Below are 19,257 nucleotides of genomic sequence, written 5' to 3'. Positions count from 1 at the left end.
ACCATGACTGAGCATGACTGAGCCGACGGTCGGCTCGGTGACGGCCGCCGCCTACACCGTGCCGACCGACCAGCCCGAGGCCGACGGCACGATCGCGTGGGACTCCACGACGATGGTCGTCGTCGAGGCCCGCGCGGCGGACACGGTCGGCGTGGGCTGGACCTTCGCGCCGGCGGCCGCGACCGCGGTGGTCGCCGACCTGCTCGCCCCGGTGGTCGAGGGCCGCTCGGCCCTGGCGCCCGGCAGCGCCCAGTCGGCGATGGTGCGAGCCGTCCGCAACGCCGGGCGTCCCGGGCTGGTCGGCATGGCGATCTCGGCGGTCGACATCGCGCTGTGGGACCTGGGCGCCCGCCTGCTCGACCTCCCACTCACGCGATGGTGGGGCGCCGAGCCGGGGCCGGTGCCCGTCTACGGCAGCGGTGGCTTCACGACGTACTCCGACGACGACCTGCACGCCCAGCTCGCCGGCTGGGTCGAGCAGGGGATCGGTCGGGTGAAGATCAAGGTCGGCGAGTCGTGGGGCGGCCACGAGGAGCGCGACCTCGAGCGCACTCAGCAGGCTCGGGCGGTGCTCGACGACCTGTGGGGCGAGGGCGCCGAGCTCTACGTCGACGCGAACGGCGCCTACTCCGTCGGCCGGGCCGTCCGGATGGGCCGCCGCTTCGACGGGCTCGGCGTCACCTGGTTCGAGGAGCCGGTCAGCTCCGACGACCTCGCCGGCCTCGCCACCGTCCGGGCCGGCGTCGCCGCTGACGTGACGGCGGGCGAGTACGGCTACGACCTGGCCACCTTCGCCCGGCTGGCGCCGGTCGTGGACTGCCTCCAGGTGGACGTCACCCGCTGCGGGGGCTACACCGAGTGGCTCCGCGTCGCCGCCCTCGCCGCCGCGCACGGCCTCGATGTCTCCGCCCACTGCGCTCCCTACCTCACCGCTCCGGTCGCCTCCGCGACGCCGCGGCTGCGCCACCTGGAGTGGTTCCACGACCACGTCCGGATCGCCCGCGAGCTCGTCGACGGGTACGCCGACCCGGTGGACGGCGCGCTCCTGCCGCTCGACGCACCCGGCCACGGGCTGACCCTGCGGCGCGAGGCGGCCGAGCGGTACCACGTGGCGTGATCGGGCGCAGGTCGGGCGCGACGCGCAAGCGGTGTCCCGTGTGACGCAGGTCGCGCCGATTTGCAGCAGGCGCGACCGCCTCAGTCATGATGGCGCTCACGTGGCCGCGCACCCCCTGCGGACACGGACCCGGCTGCCACACCCCGGCGGCCACGACGACTCCGGCCGGATCACCTGCGCCGCCCGGAACCGAGTGAGGAGCGACCGTCATGACCGCTGTGCTCGAGCCCGGGGCCACCCCCGCGCCCTACGACCTCTCCGACCGCTACCGGTCCGGTGCCAGCCCGATGCTGCTGACCGGCGTCCAGGCGGTCGCCCGGCTCCTCGTGGAGCACCGCGCGCTGGACCGCCGCCGTGGTCTGCGCACCGGGACCTTCGTGTCCGGCTACCCCGGCAGCCCGCTCGGCGGTCTCGACCAGCTGCTGCTCAAGCTGCCGCAGGAGATGGCCGACAACGACGTCACCGTCGTGCCCGGCATGAACGAGGAGCTCGCCGCCACCGCCGTGTGGGGCAGTCAGTCCGACGTCACCCTCGACCACGACCGCTACGACGGCGTCACCGGCGTCTGGTTCGGCAAGGGCCCCGGCGTCGACCGCGCGACCGACGCGATCCGGCACGCCAACATGTACGGTGTCCACCCCAACGGCGGCATCCTCATGCTGGTCGGCGACGACCCGGCCGCCAAGTCGTCCACCGTCCCCGCGGTCAGCGAGCGGTCGCTCGCGGCCTTGGGCGTCCCCGTCCTCTTCCCCCGCAACGCCGAGGAGATCGTCGAGCTCGGCCTGCACGGCATCGCGCTCTCCCGCGCGTCCGGCTGCGTGGTGGCCCTCAAGATCGTGGCCGACGTCGCCGACGGCGCCTGGGTCGTCGGTCCCCGCGTCGCCGAGCTGGACCCGGTCGCCCCGAGCATCCAGTGGCAGGGGCGCCCCTACGACTACGCCCCGGCCAAGCTCGAGCTCTTCCCCGACCGCATCGTCGCCGCCGAGGCCTCGCTCTACGGCCCCCGCATGGCCGTGGTCAAGGAGTACGTCGCCGCGAACGGCCTGAACTCCATCGAGGTCGAGGCGCCCGCCGCCCGCTTCGGGATCGTCGCGTCGGGCAGCTGCTACGACTCGATGCGACAGGCGCTGACCGACCTCGGCGTCTCCGAGAGCGACCTCGAGGCCGCCGGCATCCGGGTGCTGCGGCTCGGCATGATGTGGCCCGTCGAGCCGACCATCCTCGACCGGTTCGCCGACGGGCTGGACGAGATCCTCGTCGTCGAGGACAAGACCTCCTTCATCGAGCAGGGCATCCGCGAGGTGCTCTACGGCCGCGCCGGAGCGCCGGCGATCGTGGGCAAGAGCGACGGAGCCGGCGTACCGCTGGTGCCGCTGGACGGCGAGCTGACCGCCGGCCGCCTGCTGGCGCCGCTGCGCCGGGTGCTGGACGGACGGGTCGGCCTCAAGCCCGAGCCGCCGCGCCGGATCAACCTGCCGCTGCTGTCGACGTCGCGCACGCCGTACTTCTGCAGCGGCTGCCCGCACAACCGCTCCACCGCGCTGCCGGAGGGCTCGCTCGGCGGCGGTGGCATCGGCTGCCACACCCTGGTGACCGCCTCCCAGCGCACCGACAGCGCCGTCGTCGGCATCACCCAGATGGGTGGCGAGGGGTCGCAGTGGATCGGCCAGGCCCACTACAGCCACGCCGAGCACATGTTCCAGAACGTCGGCGACGGCACGTTCTTCCACTCCGCCCAGCTGGCCGTCCAGGCCTGCGTGGCGGCGGGCGTGAACATCACCTACAAGCTGCTCCACAACGACGTCGTCGCGATGACCGGCGCCCAGGACCCGCAGGGCGCGGTGGCCGTGGCGAAGCTGACCCACAAGCTCGTCAGCGAGGGCGTCAAGGCGGTCATCATCGTCGCCGACGAACCGCAGAAGTACCGCAAGAGGGACCTCGCCGACGGAGTGAGGCTCTGGCACCGTGACCGCCTCGACGAGGCCCAACAGGCGCTGCGCGACATCCCCGGCGTCACCGTCCTGATCTACGACCAGCACTGCGCCGCCGACGCGCGCCGCCAGCGCAAGCGGGGCAAGCTCGCGCCGCGCAACACCCGCGTCGTCATCAACGAGGCGGTCTGCGAGGGCTGCGGCGACTGCGGCGTGAAGAGCAACTGCCTCTCCGTGCAGCCCGTCGAGACCGAGCTCGGCCGCAAGACGCGGATCGACCAGACCAGCTGCAACACCGACTACACCTGCCTGCAGGGGGAGTGCCCGTCGTTCGTGACGGTCGAGACCGACCCGTCGGTCAAGCTCGAGCGCAAGGCCACGCCCACGCCGCCGGAGGTGCCGGCGCCGGCGTACCCCCCGCTGGACCGGACCGTCGGCGTCTTCCTCGCCGGCATCGGCGGCACCGGCATCGTCACGGTCAACCAGGTGCTGGCCACCGCCGCCCTGCGGGCCGGCTTCGGCGTCGAGTCGCTCGACCAGGTCGGCATGAGCCAGAAGGCGGGCCCGGTCACCGGCCACCTGCGGTTCGGGCCCGGCACGGTCGAGCCGTCGAACCGCGTCACGCCCGGGTCGGCCGACGCGCTCCTCGGCTTCGACCTGCTGACGCTGGCCGAGGGCAAGAACCTCGCCTACGGCGACCCGGCCCGCACCCGGGCGGTCGTCTCCACCAGCCAGACCCCGACCGGCCCGATGGTCTACGACAAGTCGATCGCCTACCCGTCCGACGGCGAGCTGATGGGCCGGCTGCGCGAGGCCGTCAGCGAGGTCACCGCGTTCGACGCGCTCGGCGCCGCCGAGACGCTCTTCGGCAACACCGCCGCGGCGAACTTCCTGCTGGTCGGCGCCGCCTTCCAGTCCGGCGCCCTGCCCATCCCCGCCGAGGCGATCGAGGAGGCGATCGGCATCAACGGGGTCGCCGTCTCCGCCAACGTCGCCGCGTTCCGCTGGGGCCGGGCCGCGGTCGCGGCTCCGGAGGCCTTCGCCGAGGCGACGGCCGTCGCTTCGCGACCGGTCAAGGAGATCACCGTGCCCGCGCTGGCCGAGGCGCGCTTCGACGGCGAGGTGCGCCGCCTCGCCGAGGTGCGGGCGCCGCAGCTGGTCGAGTTCCAAGGCCAGGCGAAGGCACGTGAGTACGTCGAGCTCGTCGACCGCGTCTGGGCGGCGGAGCGTGCGGTCACGGCCGACACCCGGTTCAGCGAGGCGGCCGCGCGCTTCCTCTTCAAGCTGACCGCCTACAAGGACGAGTACGAGGTCGCCCGGCTGCTCACCGCGTCGAGCTCCCTCGAGGAGATCCGGGCGCAGGTGCCCGGTGGGACCAGGATCAGCTTCCAGCTGCGCCCGCCGACGTTCCAGGGGCTGCTGGGGGAGAAGAAGATGGCCTTCGGTCCGCGCCGCCAGGTGGCGTTGCGGACGGTCGCACGGCTCAAGTTCCTCCGGGGCACCGCCTTCGACCCCTTCGGTCGTGCGGAGGTACGCCGGGTCGAGCGGGCCATCCTCGCCCACTACCGTGACCTGCTCGTCGAGCTCGCCGGTGACCTGTCGGTCGAGTCCTACGACCGTGCCTGCCGCCTCGCCGAGCTGCCGGACGTCGTCCGCGGATTCGAGAGCGTGAAGATGCGCAACGTCGAGCTCTACCGCGAGCAGCTGCGCGCCGAGGGCATCGCCGTCACGTTCTGAGCGATCGACACGAGCCGCCACCGGGATGCACCGGTGGCGGCTCGTGTGCGTGCGGCGCCCGACCTACTCTGGAAGCAACCTCTTCCCGCTAGGGAGGCGCCATGGACGTGGTGCTGGCGATCCTGGTGATCGCCGTCCTCGTCGCCGGGCTGGTCGCCGCGGCCAGCGCGCGCGTCGTGAAGCAGATCGAGCGCGGCGTCGTGTTCCGGCTGGGCCGGGTGCAGCCCGACGTCAGGCAGCCCGGGATCACCGCGATCCTCCCGTTCGTCGACCGGCTCAAGCGCGTCAACATGCAGGTCGTGACGATGACCGTCCCCGCCCAGGACGGCATCACCCGCGACAACGTCACCGTCCGCGTGGACGCCGTCGTCTACTACCGCGTCATCGACCCGGTGAAGGCGGTCGTGGAGGTGCAGGACTACGCCTACGCTATCTCGCAGGTGGCACAGACCTCGCTGCGCTCGATCATCGGCAAGAGCGAGCTCGACGACCTGCTGTGCAACCGCGAGCACCTCAACCAGGGCCTCGAGCTGATGCTCGACAGCCCCGCGGTGCCGTGGGGCATCGAGATCGACCGGGTCGAGATCAAGGACGTCGCGCTCCCGGAGACGATGAAGCGGTCGATGTCGCGCCAGGCCGAGGCCGAGCGCGAGCGGCGGTCACGCATCATCACCGCCGACGGCGAGTTCCAGGCGTCGAAGAAGCTGGCCGAGGCGGCCGACGCGATGTCGGCGACCCCGGCCGCGCTCCAGCTCCGGCTGCTCCAGACCATGGTGGAGGTGGCGGCCGAGAAGAACTCCACGCTCGTGCTGCCGTTCCCGGTCGAGATGCTGCGGTACTTCGAGGCGTTGGCCACCGGCGAGCCGGCCACCGGGCGGCCGGCTCGCTCGGTCGACGGCCGGCGACAGGACGCCCGCACCGGTCAGCCTGTCGAGGAGTGACGGTGACGCCCGGCCCGCTGGCCGGCCTGGAGCCCGCCTGCTCGCTGGAGGACGCGCTCGCGCTCTTCGACGCCCTGCCCCCTGTCGCGATCGAGGAGCTCAGCGGTCGCTGGAAGGGCCGTGAGCTGCGCACCGGCCATCGGCTGGACGGGCTGCTCGAGGCGTCAGGCTGGTACGGCAAGCAGTTCGACGGCGTCGATGCTGTGCACCCGCTGCTGGTCACCGGCGCGGGCGGCGACGTCTTCCCGGTGGACCCGCGCAAGGTGCCGATCGGGCTCGCCTCCGTCGTGCCGACGTCGGTCGTCGCCCGCGGACGCGCCGCGCTGCCAGTGCTGCGGCCCGCGCTGCGCACCCGCAAGCACCGTGCCCGGCTGCGCCGGGTGGAGCACCGCGGGGTGGTGACCGCTGCCCTGGTCTACGACCACCTGCCGGTGGTCGACCTCTTCCGCCGCGCGTCCCACGACACGGTGCTCGGTCTCATGGACAGGCGCGGCGACCCGCGGCCCTACTTCTTCGTCCTGCAGCGCGACTGAGAATCGCGCGGGCGATGCCCCCGGCTCATGGGTGCCGATCGCCCGCTGCCAGAGGTGGCTATGCTTCGAACGTGAGTTCGAGATCGCGCCCGGACGCCGGCCAGGCCGCGCTGCCGTTCGACGTCGAGACCGCTCCGCGTCGTACGCCGCCGGTGCGACCGGTCGCGGACTCAGCCGTGGTCCACCGACTCGCGACGGCAGCCTGCGGCTGGCCCGCCGGCACCGAGCTGCTCGTGGCACCGGCGAGACGGCTGCAGCGCGGCGACGTCGTCGTGGCGGAGGAGGGACGCCGACGGCTCGTCGGCGTCTACCAGGTGCGCTTCGGCCGGCCGTTCCTGCTCGCCGCCGAGGGTGCGGTCTGGCTGGGCGCCGGAGTGCGGGTCCTCGGCCCGGTCACGGTGGCCTCGCCGCCGCTGCCCGACCCGGACGCCGACTACGGCGTGGGGGCGCTCGCCGAGCGTGCGATCGGCGGCTCGGCGGGGTAGGGCCGGGTCGACCTCGGCTCGGGCCGGCCGAGGTGGAAGCCCTGGGCGCTGTCGCAGCCGAGCTCGCGCAGCACGCGCGCCTGGTTCTCCGTCTCGACCTGTTCGCCGACGACGTGGAGCCCCAGCTCCTTGCCGAGCTTGATGATCGCGCTGAGCACCTCGAGCCTGCTGCCCGGCTCGTCGATGGCGTGCACGAACGATCCGTCGATCTTGAGGATGTCGACGGGGAAGCTCGTCAGCCAGCGCAGCGAGGACCAGCCAGAGCCGAAGTCGTCGAGGGCGACCAGCACGCCGAGGCCTCGGAGGTCGCCCAGCGTGCTGATGACCTGCTGGTCGTGCTCGGCGTAGACGCCCTCGGTCACCTCCATGACCAGCCGCCGCGGGTCGAGCCCGGTGCGTTCCAGCGTCTGCGCCACCATGGCGGCGTAGCAGGGCTGGCGCAGCTCGGTGATCGTCACGTTGACGGAGACGGCGTGGTCCGCCGGACCGCTCATGCCGGTCGTGCACGCCTGCCCGAGCGTCCAGGCGCCGAGCTCACGGATGGACCCGGTCCGCTCGGCCACGGCCAGGAACTCGGCGGGCGCGAGGAGCCCGCGCTCGGGGTGCTGCCACCGGATGAGCGCCTCGATGCCACGCACCGTGCCGTCGGCGAGCGAGATGACCGGTTGGTAGTGCAGGACGAACTGGCCGGACCTGAGCGCGTCCTCGATCTCACGGGCGCCGTGGCCCGGGTCGCCGTAGGCGACGGTCCGGTCGCGGCCGCCGGCCTTGGCCTCGTAGAGGGCGACGTCGGCGCGGCCGACCAGCAGCGAGCTCGAGTCGCCCCGCTGCCAGGCGGCGACACCGATGGAAGCGGTCGCTCCGCGGGGCAGGCCGGTCCGCAGCCGCTCGGCGAGCTCCGTCGCCTCGCCGAGGGCGAAGCCGGGCAGGAGGACGGCGAACTCGTCCCCGCCGTAGCGGAAGAGCAGCCGGGAGTCGGGAACGATCGTGCGCCAGCGGGTGGCGCAGTCGACCAGGAGGTCGTCGCCGGCGGCGTGACCGCCACTGTCGTTCGCCGCCTTGAAGTGGTCGAGGTCGAGCATGACGACCGCGAGACCGGGGCCGCCCCGCGTCGCGTGGTCCACCGCGGCCTCGAGGTGCCGTGCCATCGCGCGCCGGTTGCCGAGCCGGGTGAGCGGGTCCTCCTCGACGCGCTCGTTCAGCCGGGACAGCCACGCGACGGCGCCGCCGACGCAGGCCAGTCCGGCGACGAAGATGACGATGTGCGCGGGGAGCGCGCCGACGTAGAGCATCGCGACGACCGCCGTGACCAGGACGATCACGCCCTGGACGACAGCGCCGCGCCACGAGAAGAACGCGGCGCTGGCGATGAGCGGCAGCGCGAACAGGATCAGGGGGTCCTCGGCGGACGCCGAGCCCTTCCCGAGCATGATCGAACCGGCGATCATCCAGGTGCCGCCGACGACGATGACGTGGTAGGACGGGCGCGGCCAGCGCCGGCCGGTCAGCAGCAGGGCCAGCCCGACCGCGATGGCGACGTACCCGATGGTGGCGATCCCGAGCTGCTTGGCCGGAGACACCACGAAGTCGCCGTCCGGCAGCAGCGAGCCGATGCCGCCGAGCAGGTAGAAGGCGCCGGTGGAGCGGCTGAGCGTCGTCATCGTGGCGAGGGCCGGCGCGCGGCGGTAGGCGCCGGCAGGGCTGCCGCCGCTGCTGCCGAGGCTGCGCCACTTCATCTCGCGGGTCCGTCCGTTCGGTGAGGTTCCCTGTGCGGCCCGGTCCCGAGGGGGCTGCTCACCAGGCTCCATCGGCCCGGGTGCCGCCGAGCTGAGGATTGCGCGCGGTCCCCGACCGTCCGGCGATGGTCCGGTCAGTGCGCCGCCACGGCCGCCTCGTCGAGGGTGGCGATCGCACGGCTGTCCTGGAAGGCGCGAACGCCCTCGATGCCCTGCTCGCGGCCCATGCCGGACTGCTTCATCCCGCCGAACGGTGCGCGCAGGTCGAGGCGGGTGGCGCCGTGGTCGTTGACCCAGACGTAGCCGCAGACGAGCCGGGACGCGATCCGCTGGGCGGTCTCCGGATCCGCCGTCCACACCGAGCCGCAGAGGCCGCCCCAGCTGTCGTTCGCCGCGGCGATGGCCTCCTCCTCGGTGTCGAAGGGCAGGACCGGGATCACCGGGCCGAACTGTTCCTGGGTGACGACCCGCAGGCCGGGGTCGGGATCGACCACGATCGCCGGGCGCACGAAGTTGCCGCCCGCGAGCTTGCCGCCGGGCAGCTCTCCGAACTCGCGTACGTCGGCGCCGGCGTCCTTGGCCTCCTGGACGATCTCGTCGACGAAGGCCTTCTGGGCGCTCTGGTGGAGCGGTCCCATGGTGGTGCCTTCGTCGAGGCCGTGGCCGAGCCGCACCTGCGCCAGCCGGCTCTCCAGCCCCGCGACGAGCTCCTGCATCCGGGAGCGGTGGACGTAGACCCGCTTGGCGTTCATGCAGATCTGTCCGGTGGTGTCGTAGACCGCCGCGAAGAGCCGGTCCAGGTGCTTGTCGTCGAGCACGGCGTCCTCGGTGAAGATCGCCGCGTCGTTGCCGCCGAGCTCGAGCGTCACCCGGGTCAGCGTCCTCGCTGCCATCTCCATGATCCGCTTGCCGCCGTTGACGCTGCCGGTGAAGCACACCTTCGCGACGTCGGTGCTCTGGATGAGGCCGCTCATGTCCTCGTCGCGGCCGTTCACCACGTTGAGCACGCCCGGCGGGAGCTTCTCGGCGACGCGCTGCACCACCCGGCTGGTCGCGAGCGGGGCGGAGGGCGGCGGCTTCACGATGACGGCGTTGCCCGCGAGGAGCGCGTGCGGCAGGGAGGCGCCGAGGATCGCGATCGGCCAGTTGAACGGGACGATGATCGTGACCACGCCGAGCGGCTGGTGGCTCACCTGTGTCGTCACCGGGATGCCCGGCGCCGGCTCGAGCACCTTGCCCTCCTCGACCTCGTCGGCCAGCGCGAGCGCGAGCTGCCACCGGATCTCGAAGACCAGGGCGTCGACCCACGCCTCCATCCGGACCTTGCCGTTCTCCTGGGACAGGATCTCGGCGTCGGTGTCGCGGTCGGCGGCGATGTCGGCGATCGCCGCGGCCATGGCGTCGGCCCGCTCCCGCACGGACAGGGCCGCCCAGCCCGGATAGGCGCCCTTCGCTGCCGCCACCGCATCCGCGACGTCGCCCGGTGACGCTGCGGCAGCCTCGCCGACGACGATGCCGGGCCTGGCCGGGTCGACGATCTCGAGGACCGCGCCGGTGAAGCGCTCCTCGCCTCCGATGAACAGTCCCGTCCGTACGCTGCGGTCCGTCTGTGCGCTGGTCATGGCTGCGTCCTCTCGCCCGGCGCCGGCTCCTCACCGGTCACGCCGAGGGTATGTCGCCGCGCACGTGCTGGGGAGGGTGTGCCGGCGAGATCCTCGGGAAGGGCCGATCTCCCGGCCGGTGACCGGGGGTCAGGGCAGCAGCAGGGCGGCGTCGCCGAACTCGTGCCAGAGGTAGCCGGCGGCGACCGCCTCGTCGTAGGCGCGCTGGGTGAGCGCCCGGCCGGCGACCGCCTCCACGAGCAGGAGGTGCGAGGCGTGCGGGTCGTGCCAGCCGGTGATCAGGCCGTCGACGACGACAGGCGGCTGCCGCGGGGTGACCACCCGGTCGGTCCACCCGCGCGCGGCCCGCACCGTGGTGCCGGTGCGCCCGCGGCGGACGACCGCGGACTCCAACGCGCGGGTGACCGTCGTCCCGACCGCGACCACCCGTCCGCCGGCGCTCTTGGTCTCGCGCACGATCCGGGCGGTGGTCGCGGTCACCTCGAACCACTCCGGTGCCGGCGCCTCGCCCGCCTCCTGGGAGGAGACCCCGGTGTGCAGCGTGACGGGTGCGATCTGGACGCCCCGTGCAACGAGGGTGGCGACCAGGTCCGCCGTGAACGGCCGCGCCGCCGACGGCATCTCCGCGCTACCCGGCCGCACGCCGAAGACCGACTGGTAGGCGTCGAGGGGGTAGCGCCGGTCCAGGTAGCCGTAGGCGATCGGTCGCCCGTGCTGCCGTATCGCTGCAGCGACGTCGCCGGCGACCGTGGCACGCCAGAGCCGGTTCCCGCGCCCGGTCGGCGAGGAGGGACGGTCCGGGTACGCCGCCGTGAGCGTCAGTCGCAGGCCCGCGGCCGTGACCACGTCGCCCTCGCCCGCGTCGAGCACCGCGCGGCGGGCGTCCGGAGCCGTCCGCAGCTCCACCGCCCACTCACCGTCACGCAGCCGGTCGGCGAGGTGGAGGACGACCGGTCCCCGTCCGCTGAGGACCGCGTCGAGCTCGCGTGGCTCGGTCGCGGAGTCGTTGACGACGAGCAGGTCGCCGCGGTCGAGGTGGTCGGCGATGCTGCGGAAGCGGGTGTGCACGACGCCGGTGCGGTCGGCGACGAGCAGCCTCACCTCGTCGCGGGCGTACCCGCGCCATTCGGCAGGTGCCGGGGCGGTGGTGTCGTCAGGAGCCGGGAACCGGATGGCCGGCTGCTCGGAGAGGAGCGTCATCGGGCGACCTCCGCGACGAGGTCGGCGACGCGGTAGCGCCCGGAGGGGCCGCCTCCGGTGACCAGCGCGAGCAGGTGCGGGACGACGGTCTCGGGCAGCGGGCGGTCGGAGATGTCCTCGCCGGGGAAGGCCCGCTGGTGCATCGCCGTGCGGAGGTCGCCCGGGTCGACGGCGTACCCGCGCAGGCCGTTCTCCGCGGCCAGGGTGAGGACCAGGTGGTCGAGGGCCGCCTTGCTGGCGGCGTACGTGCCCCAGGTCGGGTAGTGCTCGACGGCGGCGTCGCTGGAGATGCCCACGAGGGAGCCGCCGGCCCCGCGCAGCTGGGGGAGCAGGCGCCGGGTGAGCGCGAGCGGGGCGAGCACGTTGGTGGCGAGGACCTCCTCGAGCTGTCCAGGTAGGACGTCGGCCAACGGCAGCATCGGGCCGAGCTTGCTGGCGTTGTGGACGAGGAGGTCGAGCCGGCCGTGCCGGCGTACCTCCGCTGCGAGCTGCTCCTGGTGCCGGGGGTCACGCACGTCGCCGACGACGGCGGCCACGCGGGGAAGGGCCGCGACGGCGGCGGTCAGCCGCTCCCCGTCGCGCGCGTCCGTGACGACGTGCCAGCCGTTCTGGGTGAGGTGGCGGATGAGGGCCAGGCCGAGGCCGGCGGAGCCGCCGGTCACGACGGCCACTGGGGTTCCTTGGATCGAGGTCATGCGCCTATGCTTCAAGTTCAAGTGAACTTGAGTTCAAGGGTCGATCGGAGAAATCTCATGGACGCCCAGGACCGCATCCCGATGGGGGAGGTGTCCCGACGCAGCGGCTTCGCGGCGTCGGCCCTGCGCTACTACGAGAGCCAGGGGCTGATCAGGGCCGAGCGGTCGCCCGGCGGCCAGCGCACGTTCCGGCGCAGCGTGCTGCGGCGACTGGCCTTCATCCGGGCGGCGAGCAACATCGGCCTGAGCCTGGAGGAGATCCGCGCCGAGCTCGACAGCCTGCCTGCGGAGCGGACCCCGACGAAGTCGGACTGGCACCGGATCTCCCGGCACTGGCGGAACCGGCTGGACGAGCAGATGGCGGCGCTCGAGCGGCTGCGCGACGGACTCGACTCGTGCATCGGGTGCGGCTGCCTGTCCCTCAAGCACTGCGGCATCGCCAACCCCGGAGACGTCGCCGCGGGCAGCGGTGAGGGGGCGGCGTACCTCCCGCGGCTGCTGCGCCGCGATCCGCTGCCGCGCCGCCGGGAGACCGGACCGACCTGACCCCGGGGTTGACCCGTGGTGCAGCGTCAGGCGGCCGCCGGGAGCACGTCCACCCGAGGGGGAGACGCGACCGGCCGCTCGCCGCACACGATGCGCAGGCCCGGGATCCGGGCCGCTCGCCACACGCCCCAGCCGACGCAGCCGCCGATGGACGTGACGGTGCAGGCGACGCCGAGCCCGCTGGTGAGCGCGACCGCCTGCGAGGTGGAGAGCGTGATCGCCCAGGCGCCGGCGCAGGCGCAGACGAGGTGGACCCCGCCCCAGATGCTGGAGAGCTGGGCGAAGAGGCGCCGCAGGCCCGGGTGGTCCGGGACCTGGCCGGCGTAGTCGGTCGCGAGCCGCATCATCGCGGGCCGCTTCGTCAGCGAGGACCCGAGGAAGAAGAGCCCCTGGGCGGCGCACAGGACGGTCGGCACGAGCAGGTAGAGGCCGACCGAGGAGCCGACCAGCCCGGCCACGGTCCGGGTCAGGAAGAGTCCGAAGGCCAGCCAGCAGGTCGCGGGCACGCGGGAGCCCCCACCGAGCCGGGTGCCGATGCAGCCGACCCGCCAGAGGAGGACCGAGACCAGCCCGAGCATGGGGTGGCCGGCGACGACGAGCGCGTAGAGGAGCGCGCCCGGGATCACGACGACCTCGCCCACGAGCAGCAGGCCGTGGACCAGGACCGAGCGGAGGCGGCCGAGGTGGATGACGGCCGGCTCGTCGACGACGACAGGTGGTGTCGCGCCGGACACGAGGACGGGGCGGATGATCAAGCGATGCTCCTCCGAGACGGTGGCCCAAGGGTGCCACCTTCATCGTGAGCGACCACCATCCCCGTCCGGCACCCGATCTCGGCTCGGGTGACCTGGTCAGTTCGGGCCAGGCCCGGGGCCCAGGTGGGCCAGAGGCCGAAGCACTGACACACGGACGCGGACGCGCCGTGTCGGCACCACCCGTGCCGGGGTACCGGCTGCTCGATCCACATGCCGAGGAGCTGGAGGTCTCCTCGATCACCGAGGTTGAGGGAGTTCCGCCATGCGAGCGATGGTCTACCGCGGGCCCTACCGCATCCGTGTCGAGGAGAAGCCGATGCCGCGCATCGAGCACCCCAACGATGCGATCATCCAGGTCAAGCTGGCCGCGATCTGCGGGTCCGATCTGCACCTCTACCACGGGATGATGCCGGACACGCGGGTCGGCCACACGTTCGGCCACGAGTTCATCGGGGTCGTCCACGAGGTCGGCGGCTCCGTGCAGAACCTGAAGGTCGGCGACCGGGTGATGGTGCCGTTCAACGTCTACTGCGGGTCCTGCTACTTCTGCGCGCGCGGGCTCTACTCCAACTGCCACAACGTGAACCCGAACGCCACCGCCGTGGGCGGCATCTACGGCTACTCGCACACCTGCGGCGGGTACGACGGCGGGCAGGCCGAGTTCGTGCGGGTGCCGTTCGCCGACGTCGGGCCGGCCGTGATCCCGGACTGGATGGAGGACGAGGACGCCGTCCTGCTGACCGACGCGCTCGCCACCGGCTACTTCGGCGCCCAGCTGGGCGACATCCGCGAGGGGGACACCGTCGTCGTCCTCGGCGCGGGCCCCGTGGGCCTCTACGCCGCCCGCTCGGCGTGGCTGATGGGCGCCGGCCGCGTGATCGTGGTCGACCAGGTCCCGGAGCGCCTGGAGAAGGCGCGCACCTTCGCCTACGCGGAGACCATCAGCTTCCGGGAGACGCCCGATGTGGTGGTCCGGCTCAAGAAGGAGACCGACTACCTCGGTGCCGACGTGGTGATCGACGCGGTGGGCGCCGAGGCCGACGGCAACCTGACCCAGCTGGTGACAGGCACCAAGCTGAAGATGCAGGGCGGGTCCCCGACCGCCCTGAACTGGGCCATCGACAGCGTCCGGAAGGGCGGTACCGTCTCGGTGATGGGCGCCTACGGTCCGATCTTCAGCGCGGTGAAGTTCGGCGACGCCCTCAACAAGGGTCTGACGCTGCGGATGAACCAGTGTCCGGTCAAGCGGCAGTGGCCGCGCCTCTTCGAGCACATCCGCAACGGCTACCTCAAGCCCAGCGACATCGTGACCCACCGGATCCCGCTCGAGCACATCGCCGAGGGCTACCACATGTTCTCGGCCAAGCTCGACGGCTGCATCAAGACCCTGGTCGTGCCCGAGGGCGCGTGAACGGAGGAGCCATGAGCCACACGCCGTACGTCGCCGACAAGCCGCAGCCGCGCGAGACCAGCGACCAGCTGCGCGCCCGCATCCCCGGGTGGGGTGCGGACCTCGATCCCGCCGACCGGCCGGCCGTGCCCCGGGAGCGGTACGACCCGGGCGCCTCCGGTGCTCGGTGGGCGTTCCCCGACCGGCAGGAGGACGCCGCAGGCCGGGAGCGCTCGATCGAGCACGCGATAGTCACCCCGGTCTTCGGCACGAGCTGTCCGACCAAGGGGGTGTCCGGCGTCGTACGCCGCTACGCCTACCGTCGCTTCAGCGAGGGTCGGGCCGCCCACTGGCTGCTGCTGATGGCGGCCGACCGGGTGGACGTCGTGGAGAGCACCCTGGGGTCCGTGATGAGTCGTCACCCGAACAACCCCGCGGTCGAGTCGGGCCTCCGGTCCGAGCTCACCGGCCACCCGGTCGCGTCGCGCCGGGGCCGCTCCGACTGGCGCCACCAGGTGCTCGACCCGGCCGTGGTGGCCGGCCCGTGGGCGGCAGGAGCACTGGGCGCGGCACTGGGCACCCGGGCCGTCCTACGCCGCCTGCGCGGACGGTGACCCTCTCGATGGGCGTGTGGGCCTTGGTCGCCGAGCCGGCCGGTCTGCTGCCCGCGCGCGAGCAGATGGCCCTCTCCCTCGGGTGGCACATCATCCTCGCGGCCTTCGGCGTCGCGTTCCCGGCGATGATCTTCGTGGTGCACCGGCACGGGATCCGAGGGGACGAGACCGCGCTGCGGCTCGCCAAGCGGTGGTCCAAGGTGGCGGCGGTGCTCTTCGCGATCGGCGCGGTCTCCGGGACGGTCCTCAGCTTCGAGATGGGTCTGCTGTGGCCGGGGCTGATGGGCGGCTTCGGTGACGTGCTCGGTCTGCCCTTCGCGTTCGAAGGGCTCTCGTTCTTCACCGAGGCGATCTTCCTGGGCATCTACCTCTACGGCTGGGACCGGCTGCCGCCGCGCTGGCACCTGGCGGCGCTCGTGCCGATGATGGCCGCGGGCGTGTTCGGCACCTACTGCGTCATCGCCGTCAACACCTGGATGAACATGCCGACCGGCTTCACGCTCACGGGCGATGGTGAGGTCACCGACGTGCAGCCGTGGCATGTGCTGTTCAACTCGCGCGCCCTGCTGCAGTTCGCCCACATGTGGCTGGGCGCCTACATGCTGGTCGGGTTCGTCGTCGCAGCGGTCTACGCCACCGGCATCCTGCGCGGACGCCGCGACGACCTGCACCGGATCGGGCTGATGGTGCCCTTCGGCTTCGCCTCCGTCGCGGCGATCCTCCAGCCGATCGTCGGCCACGTGCTCGGCATGGCGCTGGGCACGATCCAGCCGGCCAAGCTGGCCGCCTTCGAGCTGGACGTGACCACCGAGAACCCGGCGCCGCTCCACATCGGCGGCATCCTCGTCGACGGCGAGCCACGCTGGTACCTCTCGATCCCTCGCTGGGGCTCCTTCATCGCGCGCGGCTCCTTCCACAAGCCGGTGCGCGGCCTGGAGTCCTTCCCCGCCGACGAGCTGCCGCCGGTGAACACGACGCACCTCGCCTTCCAGGGGATGATCGGCATCGGGACGGCGCTGGCCCTGGCCGTCGTCGTCTACTGGTTCGCCCGGTGGCGCGGTCGCGACCTGCTCGCGCACCGGTGGGCGCTGTGCGGCATGGTGCTGGCGGGGCCGTTGGCGGTGCTCGCCCTCGAGTGCGGCTGGGTCGCCACGGAGGTCGGCCGACAGCCGTGGACCGTCTACGGCATCCTCCGCACCGTCGACGCGGCCGGCGACAATCCCGGACTGTGGTGGGTCTTCTCCGGGGTGGCGGTGGTCTACCTCGGCATGACGATCGGCGCCGTCGTCGTCATCCGCTCGATGACCCGCCGCTGGCGGGCCGGCGAGGAGGACCTGCCGAGCCCCTACGGGCCGGCGCCGGAGGAGGTCGCCCGATGACGTTGGAGATCGCCGTCGCTGCCGCGCTCTTCGTCGGCGTGATGGCCTACGCCCTCTTCGGCGGCGCCGACTTCGGCTCGGGCTTCTTCGATCTCACCGCCGGCGGACCCGAGAGCGGCGCCGAGATGCGCAGCCTCGTCGACCACAGCATCGGTCCGGTGTGGGAGGCCAACCACGTCTGGCTGATCTTCTGCCTCGTCACGTGGTGGACCGGCTTCCCGACCACCTTCGCCGCCGTCACGACAACGCTGTTCGTGCCGCTCGTGCTGGCGCTGGCCGGCATCGTGCTGCGCGGCGCCGCCTTCGCGTTCCGCAAGTACGCACCCTCGGTCGGGCAGGCCCGGCTGTACGGCGCGACCTTCGCCGGCTCGTCGCTCATCACGCCGTTCTTCCTCGGCACGGTTGCGGGAGGGATCGCCTCGGGCCGGGTGCCGGCCGACGGGTACGGCGACCGGTGGTCGTCCTGGCTGAACCCGACCTCGATCTTCGGCGGGTGCATCGCCGTCGGCACCTGCGCCTTCCTGGCCGGGGTCTTCCTGTGCGCCGACGCCGAGCGGACCGGCCACCCGGGCCTGGTGCACTCGTTGCGGGTGCGCACGCTGAGCATCGGCATCCTCACCGGCCTGCTCGTGTTCGTCGCGCTCGTCCCGCTGCAGAACGACGCCCCCACCCTCGCGGACGGGCTGAAGCACCGGGCCGCGCCGCTCATCGTCGTCTCCGGCCTCGCCGGGCTCGCCACGCTGGCGCTGCTCTGGCTGCACCGGTTCGGCATCGCCCGGGTGGCCGCGCTGCTCGCCGTCGCCACCGTCATCGCCGGCTGGGGAGTGGGCCAGTACCCGTGGCTGCTCGTCGACGAGGTCAAGATCGACGACGCGGGTGGAGCGCACGCCACCCTCGTCGGCCTCCTGGTCGCCGTCGGGTGCGCCGCGGTCCTCGTCCTCCCGCCGCTCGTCGGCCTGTACTGGTTCACCCAGACCGAGAAGGCGCCGGCGCACGACGCCCGGGCGGGCGGGTAGCCCCCCGCGTCAGAGGCCGGAGGTCGCCTGGCGCAGGGTGTCGAGAGCCGCCACGGCGTACGACGCGAAACCGGCCTCTCCGTCGGCGGCGGCCGCCCAGCCGGCGTACCCCTGCTTGAAGGCGAGGACCCCCATCTCTGCGGCGAGGTGCGCGACCGGCTCGGCCACACCGCGCTCGACCAGGGCGGTGCTGATGGCCACCGAGAGCCCGATCCGCTTGAGCGCCTCGCGCTCCTGGAGCTCGACGCTGGAGGCGATCGCGGCCGCCATCCGAGGCGCGATCTCGCGGTTCATCGGGCCGAACGCGTCGCTGGCGCGCTCCAGGCCGGCCGCCACGGCGGTCAGCGGGCTGGCTCCGGCCGGCGCCGCCGCGATGCCCTCGGCGAAGAGACCGCTGAGCATGGACTGGCCGGCGGAGAGGACCTCGCGCTTGTCGGGGAAGTGCCGGAAGAAGGTGCTCTTGGTGACGCCGGCCCGCTCGGCGATCTCGGCGACGGTGGTGGCGTCGTACCCCTGCTCGGCGAAGAGCTCGACGGCGGCGACGACGAGTCGCTCGCGTGCTCCGGGTTCCCAGCGTGCCACGGTCCCATCCTAGTGATGACACCTTTGTCCCGTCACCTGGTACGGTGATGAGACCAAGGTTCCATCACTCAGGAGCAGCTCATGAAGGTCTTCGTCACCGGTGCGACCGGCAACATCGGCTCGGCGGTCGTCGCCGAGCTCCTCGCTCACGACCACACCGTCCTCGGGCTCGCCCGCTCGGACGCGTCGGCGGCCCAGCTCGCCGGCGTCGGCGCAGACGCCGTACGCGGTGGCTTGGGCGACCTCGACGTCATCCGCGCCGCCGCGGCCGACGCGGACGGCGTCATCCACCTCGCCTTCAGCAACGACTTCAGCAGTCCGGACGCGCTGGCCGCCGGCGTGTCGGAGGAGACCGCGGCCATCACCGCGATCGGCGAGGCGCTGATCGGCAGCGGCAAGCCGTTCGTGGTCTGCTCGGGCACGCCGTGGGTTCCGGGTCGCACCTCGACCGAGTCCGACCCGCTTCCGACCGAGGGCCCGGTCGGCGGCCGTGCCGTCACGGTCAACCGGACACTGGCCCTGAGCGAGCGGGGCGTGCGGACCTCCGCCGTACGTCTCCCGCGGACCGTCCATCAGAACGGCAACGGCGGCTTCGCCGGCCTGCTCACGCAGATCGCCCGCGACAGCGGCGTCTCGGGCTACCCTGGCGACGGCTCGCAGCGCTGGCCCGCTGTCCACTCCGCCGACGCGGCCGCGCTGTTCCGGCTGGCGCTGGAGAACGCGCCGGCCGGGACCTCCTGGCACGCGGTCGCCGACGAGGGCGACCAGGTGAAGGCGATCGCGGAGGTGATCGGGCGCCGGCTCGACCTAGCGGTCAAGCCGGTCCCGGTCGAGGACTACGGGCCGCTCGGGCAGATCTTCGCGCTCGACCAGCCGTCTTCCAGCGCGCACACCCGCGAAGCCCTCGGCTGGACCCCGACGCACCCGACGCTGCTCGAGGACCTGGAGCACATCGAGCACTGAGTCGTGGGCGGGAAC

The 19,257-nt window shown here is 72.8% G+C and carries 17 protein-coding genes; 11 read left to right on the top strand and 6 right to left on the bottom strand.

What is annotated here, in order from left to right; translation table 11 throughout:
• Positions 1–13: 13 nt before the first annotated feature.
• From BM236_RS12915 to BM236_RS12895, 5 genes are all read left to right on the top strand, one after another.
• Positions 14–1,117 carry an enolase C-terminal domain-like protein gene (locus tag BM236_RS12915; RefSeq protein ID WP_091124446.1) on the top strand — a complete coding sequence of 368 codons (1,104 nt, stop codon included), beginning with the start codon at positions 14–16 and terminating at the stop codon, positions 1,115–1,117.
• Between the two features lie 209 nt (positions 1,118–1,326).
• A complete protein-coding gene (locus BM236_RS12910) occupies positions 1,327–4,785 on the top strand; it encodes an indolepyruvate ferredoxin oxidoreductase family protein (protein WP_091124444.1) in 3,459 nt (1,152 codons plus the stop codon).
• A 101-nt stretch (positions 4,786–4,886) separates the two neighbouring features.
• A complete protein-coding gene (locus BM236_RS12905; protein ID WP_091124441.1) occupies positions 4,887–5,726 on the top strand; it encodes a slipin family protein in 840 nt (279 codons plus the stop codon).
• A gap of 2 nt (positions 5,727–5,728) precedes the next feature.
• Positions 5,729–6,259 carry a DUF4334 domain-containing protein gene (locus BM236_RS12900; RefSeq protein ID WP_091124439.1) on the top strand — a complete coding sequence of 177 codons (531 nt, stop codon included), beginning with the start codon at positions 5,729–5,731 and terminating at the stop codon, positions 6,257–6,259.
• A 71-nt stretch (positions 6,260–6,330) separates the two neighbouring features.
• On the top strand, positions 6,331–6,744 hold the full coding sequence (locus BM236_RS12895; RefSeq protein WP_091124436.1) for a hypothetical protein: 414 nt from the start codon (positions 6,331–6,333) through the stop codon (positions 6,742–6,744).
• Here the strand turns inward: BM236_RS12895 and BM236_RS12890 are convergent.
• The 4 genes from BM236_RS12890 to BM236_RS12875 all read right to left on the bottom strand — a co-directional run bounded on the left by BM236_RS12890 (position 6,693) and on the right by BM236_RS12875 (position 11,997).
• Positions 6,693–8,480, bottom strand: a complete 1,788-nt coding sequence (locus tag BM236_RS12890) for a putative bifunctional diguanylate cyclase/phosphodiesterase (RefSeq protein ID WP_139230107.1) — start codon at positions 8,478–8,480, stop codon at positions 6,693–6,695. The genes BM236_RS12895 and BM236_RS12890 overlap by 52 nt on opposite strands.
• A 134-nt stretch (positions 8,481–8,614) precedes the next feature.
• Positions 8,615–10,102: an aldehyde dehydrogenase family protein gene (locus BM236_RS12885; protein WP_091124432.1), complete on the bottom strand. Its 1,488-nt coding sequence runs from the start codon at positions 10,100–10,102 to the stop codon at positions 8,615–8,617.
• Between the two features lie 129 nt (positions 10,103–10,231).
• A complete protein-coding gene (locus BM236_RS12880; protein ID WP_091124430.1) occupies positions 10,232–11,302 on the bottom strand; it encodes an S-adenosylmethionine:tRNA ribosyltransferase-isomerase in 1,071 nt (356 codons plus the stop codon).
• Positions 11,299–11,997, bottom strand: coding sequence for an SDR family NAD(P)-dependent oxidoreductase (locus tag BM236_RS12875; protein WP_091124428.1), 699 nt, complete (start codon positions 11,995–11,997; stop codon positions 11,299–11,301). Before BM236_RS12875 ends, BM236_RS12880 begins: the two co-directional genes overlap by 4 nt.
• A 57-nt stretch (positions 11,998–12,054) precedes the next feature.
• Between BM236_RS12875 and soxR the strand changes: the two genes are divergently transcribed.
• Complete coding sequence (gene soxR, locus BM236_RS12870; protein ID WP_091124426.1) at positions 12,055–12,543, top strand: redox-sensitive transcriptional activator SoxR; 489 nt, start codon at positions 12,055–12,057, stop codon at positions 12,541–12,543.
• Positions 12,544–12,569: 26 nt separating this feature from the next.
• On the opposite strand, the gene BM236_RS12865 is transcribed toward soxR, so the two are convergent.
• Positions 12,570–13,298: a DUF3159 domain-containing protein gene (locus BM236_RS12865; RefSeq protein WP_091124423.1), complete on the bottom strand. Its 729-nt coding sequence runs from the start codon at positions 13,296–13,298 to the stop codon at positions 12,570–12,572.
• 262 nt (positions 13,299–13,560) lie between these two features.
• On the opposite strand from BM236_RS12865, the gene BM236_RS12860 reads away from it, so the two are divergent.
• Genes BM236_RS12860 through BM236_RS12845 form a run of 4 tightly spaced genes read left to right on the top strand, consistent with a single transcriptional unit; the run spans position 13,561 to position 17,697 of the window.
• Positions 13,561–14,709: a zinc-dependent alcohol dehydrogenase gene (locus BM236_RS12860; RefSeq protein WP_091124421.1), complete on the top strand. Its 1,149-nt coding sequence runs from the start codon at positions 13,561–13,563 to the stop codon at positions 14,707–14,709.
• An 11-nt stretch (positions 14,710–14,720) separates the two neighbouring features.
• Complete coding sequence (locus BM236_RS12855) at positions 14,721–15,302, top strand: hypothetical protein (protein WP_091124419.1); 582 nt, start codon at positions 14,721–14,723, stop codon at positions 15,300–15,302.
• A gap of 8 nt (positions 15,303–15,310) precedes the next feature.
• Positions 15,311–16,681, top strand: coding sequence for a cytochrome ubiquinol oxidase subunit I (locus tag BM236_RS12850; protein ID WP_217645328.1), 1,371 nt, complete (start codon positions 15,311–15,313; stop codon positions 16,679–16,681).
• Complete coding sequence (locus BM236_RS12845; RefSeq protein ID WP_091124417.1) at positions 16,678–17,697, top strand: cytochrome d ubiquinol oxidase subunit II; 1,020 nt, start codon at positions 16,678–16,680, stop codon at positions 17,695–17,697. Before BM236_RS12850 ends, BM236_RS12845 begins: the two co-directional genes overlap by 4 nt.
• Before the next feature lie 9 nt (positions 17,698–17,706).
• Here the strand turns inward: BM236_RS12845 and BM236_RS12840 are convergent, their stop codons facing one another.
• On the bottom strand, positions 17,707–18,279 hold the full coding sequence (locus BM236_RS12840) for a TetR/AcrR family transcriptional regulator (RefSeq protein WP_091124415.1): 573 nt from the start codon (positions 18,277–18,279) through the stop codon (positions 17,707–17,709).
• Positions 18,280–18,360: 81 nt separating this feature from the next.
• Here BM236_RS12840 and BM236_RS12835 point away from each other — a divergent pair, with 81 nt between their 5' ends.
• Positions 18,361–19,242: an SDR family oxidoreductase gene (locus BM236_RS12835; RefSeq protein ID WP_091124414.1), complete on the top strand. Its 882-nt coding sequence runs from the start codon at positions 18,361–18,363 to the stop codon at positions 19,240–19,242.
• The last annotated feature ends 15 nt before the right edge of the window (positions 19,243–19,257 follow it).

The organism is Nocardioides terrae, assembly GCF_900112345.1.
GTDB lineage: Bacteria > Actinomycetota > Actinomycetes > Propionibacteriales > Nocardioidaceae > Nocardioides > Nocardioides terrae.
This window is presented reverse-complemented; position numbering and strand designations above follow the sequence as displayed.